The organism is Candidatus Thiothrix phosphatis (assembly GCF_035668035.1).
GTDB classification, from domain to species: Bacteria; Pseudomonadota; Gammaproteobacteria; order Thiotrichales; family Thiotrichaceae; genus Thiothrix; species Thiothrix phosphatis.
In genome coordinates this window covers 1-4,029 of the sequence record NZ_JAYMYJ010000024.1, presented here as the reverse complement: position 1 = coordinate 4,029, position 4,029 = coordinate 1, and the positions used below count along the sequence as shown (strand labels likewise).

The window sequence follows — 4,029 nt, the reverse complement described above, 5'->3', positions numbered from 1 at the left end:
TTTAACAGCAATAACGTTCCCTGCTTGAATACGCTTGGGTTTATCCCTAGCATACGAAATGTAAACGAACGTTCGCAGGCACATAATCTTGAGGAGGATTACAGAGTGTTACGCACGATTTTGCTGACCACGCTCATGGCGTTGAGCATTTCCACGTCCGTCGCTGTCGCGGAAGAAAAACCAGCCGAGACAGACAAAGCCGCCAACGTCTCTGCTGCCGACAAACCAACCGATGACAAAGCCAGCACCGATGTGGGCGCGGCGGCTGGCGCGGACGCCAAACCAACGGACAAAACTGCTGAGGCGGGCGACACCGGCAAGGTTGAAACCCGGGATGTCAGCCTGTTTTTCGACGAAAGCTTCAATGACATGAAGGAAGAGCTGGAAACCGCCAAACAGGATGGCAAGGAAGCGCTGCTGGTCATGTTTGAAATGGAGGAATGCCCGTTCTGCCACCGCATGAAAACCACCGTGCTCAACCGCAGCGACATTCAGGACTACTTCAAGCAACATTTCCGCATTGTGAGTGTGGACATCGAAGGCGATGTGGAGATGACCAATTTCAAAGGTGAAAGCATCACCCAGAAAAATTTCGCCCTGAAGGAATTCCGTGTCCGCGCCACCCCAGTCTTCCAGTTCATCGGCCTGGATGGCTCACCGCTGAAAAATGGGCGCCTGACCGGAGCCACCAAGGACGCCAATGAATTCATGCTGTTTGGCAAATTCATTGCCGACAAGAAAAACGAAGACATGCCTTTCATCAAATACAAACACGAAGCGGAAGCAGCACTCAAGGCGGATGATGCCAAGGGTTAAGCCGCTTTGGATGGCGCTCTTGGTTGGCAGTCTGGCGTTGCCGTTGGCGGCGGCGGAAATTCCTGACCCCATCAGCCTTGAACAGGCGTTGAATTATGCGGAGGGGCATCCACGCACCCAACTGACGCCGGAAGCCGCCCTGCGCCATCCCGAGCCACAACCGTTGTACCTGGATTGCCATGACCTTGCCTATAACAACAGCACCAGCCTCGACAGCCAACGCGACCGGCTATTGCCGACCCTGCTCCCGCCGCTGGAAAACCAACGGCTGGCAATCATGCAGCGCTTCTTTGACGTGCTGCTGGCCGACGCCAGCTCCGCACGGGACAACGAGAACCAGGCGGTTTACTACATTCCGCTCGACCGCACCCGCACCCGCCGGGACTTGAAAGAATTCTCCGACATGGATGTGGCGGAACTGGACGCCGAATATCAGATCGTCCGCCAGCAAGCCGCCGCCAGCACCGCCTCATTGCGCCTGACCCGTTCGCTGTTGGCGCAGGCCATCAACAATCCGCAAAAACTGTCGAATGAACTGAAACCGCCGGATCTTGGCAACCTCCTGACCGATGAGTCGCCGCTGGACAAGCTGATTGAAACCAGCCTGCAAGGCAATAAATGGCTGTCGGAGCGGCGCAGCGACGCCAGCGGCGATGAGCGCGCCATCATTGACATGGAATTGCGGCAAACCTTCATCGAATTGCTGCTGCGGCTGGATATTTTCAAAGTGGCGGCGCAACGTGCCGAAGCCGAAATTCTCTGGCGCGACTATTACCTGGAGCGCAGCCGCACCCTGTACGAGCAGGAAGTCAAAGCCGACCTGGGCGACGCCATGACCCAGCAAAGCAAAGCGCGCTTGCAGAAACAGCAAATCCAGCTTTGCCAGGCGCTGACGCTGGCGCAGTTGAACGCCCTGCAAGGCAAACCTGTCTGGCCATTGCCAAAAGCAGGAAAGCAAAAGGAAAAGGAGAAGGCGGAATGAAGCGAACCTCGCACAACGGCGGGCCGGAGCCAGTTTCCCAAAACATTGCCAATACAGGCCGACTGTTCAGGCCGGTTGTGTTCAGCAAACAGGCTCCGGCCTGCCTGCTGTTTCCTGTCATGCTGATGGGCAGTGCCGCCGCACAAGCGCTGGAGCTGAAAGGGCGGCTGGAATGGGTGCATAAGGTCGACATGCGGGTGGTGGACAATGGCGTTGTGGAAAAAGTCAATGTCACGACCGGCCAGCATGTCAACAAAGGTGAAGTGCTGCTGCAAATGGACCAACGCAAGCAGCGGGCTGGCCTGACAGAAGCCAAAGCCCGCATCGCCCGCGCCCAACTGGGCAGTGACGAAGCCGGACGCGACATAACCCGCGCCCAGGAACTGTTCGACCGTGGCCTGATCGCCGAGGAGGAGCTGAAAGGCAGCGAACTCAAGCAGGCTGTCGCCCAATCCGAGATGGAATCCGCCAAGGCAGCGACGGAAGCCGCGCAGGTTGAGCTAGACCATACCGAGCTGAAAGCACCGTTCGCTGGCATCATTGTCGCCAACAATGTCTGGCAGGGCGCAGTCATCTTCGCCAGCAAACAAGACCAGCCGCTCATTTCCCTGGCGCCTGATGACCAGATGCTGGCCCGAGCGCTGGTGACGGCGGACGTGTTGCGGCGTTACCCGGTCGGTTCTTCCGCCAGCATCCTGGTGAACGGCGGAACCCGCAACGGCAAAGTTTACAGCCAGGGGGTGGAGGCCGTCCGCATCGAGCCGGAAGGCGCCATCTATGAACTCGACATCATTTTCAAACGGGATGCCAAAGAATTGCTGCGGCCATCGGAAACGGTGAAAGTGATCTTGCCCTAATCCAACTTTTGCAGATACGCCGCCCCGCCGATCGAACGCATCTGGCGCAGGATGTGGTTCTGGCGAAAACGCACATAACCGGACGGTTTGGCCACACTGTAATGTTCCGGGGATGGCAGCACCGCCGCCAGCAAGGCCGCATCCGCCGCGCTCAATCGGTTCACCGGCTTTTTCAGCAGGTTTTGCGCCGCCGCCCCGACGCCATAATCCGCCTTGCCGAACTGGGCGCTGTTCAGGTAGACCTCCAGAATCCGTTCTTTTGACCAGAAAACTTCGATCAGGCTGGCGAGAACCCATTCAAGCCCTTTGCGGACATAGCTGCGGCCTTCCCACAAAAACAGGTTTTTCGCCAGCTGTTGGGTGATCGTGCTGCCACCGCCGGTTTTGCGTCCCGCCAGTTCGGCATGGATGGCGGCGGAAGTCGCCTGCATATCGATTCCCCAGTGTTCGGCAAAACGCTGGTCTTCGGAGGCGATGACCGCCAGTTGCATGTGGCGCGGAATCTGTTCCAGGCTCACCCAGTCATGCCGCACAAACGGCGTGTCCTTGTCAAAGATGGCGACAATATCCTGCTGTAGCATGAAGGCCGAAGTCGGCACCGGAACCCAGCGGAACACCAGCAGGCAAACCACCAACAGCAATGCAGCCCCCATTGGCAGATACCATAACCAACGCAACCAGGGCCATTTGGGCAACGACATAAATTAAACACTTCCCCAACAATCAAATGCAGCCGCAATTTAGCCAGTTTCCTGTTCTGGCACAACTACAAAGGCTGCTTATTATCATTAGGAAGGGAAACTTATCAATAACGGGGATATTCGTGCACTTCCACCCTGCAATTCCCACTGATGGAGCAGGCGGTGGTCATGCCCGTATAACGGATGCTGTCACTGGCTTCACGGTTAATCTCCCGCGCCGTCTGCATTACCTGATTGCTTAATAGGATCTGTTGCTGCAACTGTATGAGCTGCAATTGCGCCTCAAAAGCGGCCTTTTGTTCCGGGGACATGGCAGCTTCCAGAGCCGCTTGTGTCTGGAGCGCCGGTGAGGAAGGCGCTTGTTTCGCCGTTTCCTCAGGCTTGCCCGAACAGGCCGCCAACAACGCCAACCCCGCCAATACCCAACATCCTGTCAGTTTCATCTTAGTTGCCTTGTATCCGTGCTAAATGTCCAATCCAACCAGCTTTTACCCTCAATATACCCCCAACATACTCCGGCTTCCAGCAACCCTTCCGGACAATCCAGGCAACCCAGGCATAAAAAAACCCGCTGGAATGCGGGTTTCAGGATGTTTTGGGACTTCCCAGTCCTAATCGATGGCGGAGAGCGAGGGATTCGAACCCCCGGAACCTTTCAGTTCAACGGTTTTCA

The 4,029-nt window shown here is 56.7% G+C and carries 5 protein-coding genes; 3 read left to right on the top strand and 2 right to left on the bottom strand.

Features of this window, described 5'->3' with window-relative positions:
* The first annotated feature begins 105 nt into the window (after positions 1-105).
* From VSS37_RS02675 to VSS37_RS02665, 3 genes are read left to right on the top strand one after another with little or no spacing between them, the layout of a single operon-like run.
* On the top strand, positions 106-816 hold the full coding sequence (locus tag VSS37_RS02675) for a thioredoxin family protein (protein WP_324693087.1): 711 nt from the start codon (positions 106-108) through the stop codon (positions 814-816).
* Positions 817-826: 10 nt separating this feature from the next.
* On the top strand, positions 827-1,798 hold the full coding sequence (locus tag VSS37_RS02670) for a hypothetical protein (protein ID WP_324693086.1): 972 nt from the start codon (positions 827-829) through the stop codon (positions 1,796-1,798).
* A complete protein-coding gene (locus tag VSS37_RS02665; RefSeq protein WP_324693085.1) occupies positions 1,795-2,655 on the top strand; it encodes an efflux RND transporter periplasmic adaptor subunit in 861 nt (286 codons plus the stop codon). Before VSS37_RS02670 ends, VSS37_RS02665 begins: the two co-directional genes overlap by 4 nt.
* Here VSS37_RS02665 and mtgA read toward each other — a convergent pair.
* Both mtgA and VSS37_RS02655 read right to left on the bottom strand, forming a co-directional pair.
* Complete coding sequence (gene mtgA / locus VSS37_RS02660; RefSeq protein WP_324693084.1) at positions 2,652-3,356, bottom strand: monofunctional biosynthetic peptidoglycan transglycosylase; 705 nt, start codon at positions 3,354-3,356, stop codon at positions 2,652-2,654. The genes VSS37_RS02665 and mtgA overlap by 4 nt on opposite strands.
* Before the next feature lie 104 nt (positions 3,357-3,460).
* Positions 3,461-3,799, bottom strand: coding sequence for a hypothetical protein (locus VSS37_RS02655; RefSeq protein WP_324693083.1), 339 nt, complete (start codon positions 3,797-3,799; stop codon positions 3,461-3,463).
* Positions 3,800-4,029 lie beyond the last annotated feature (230 nt).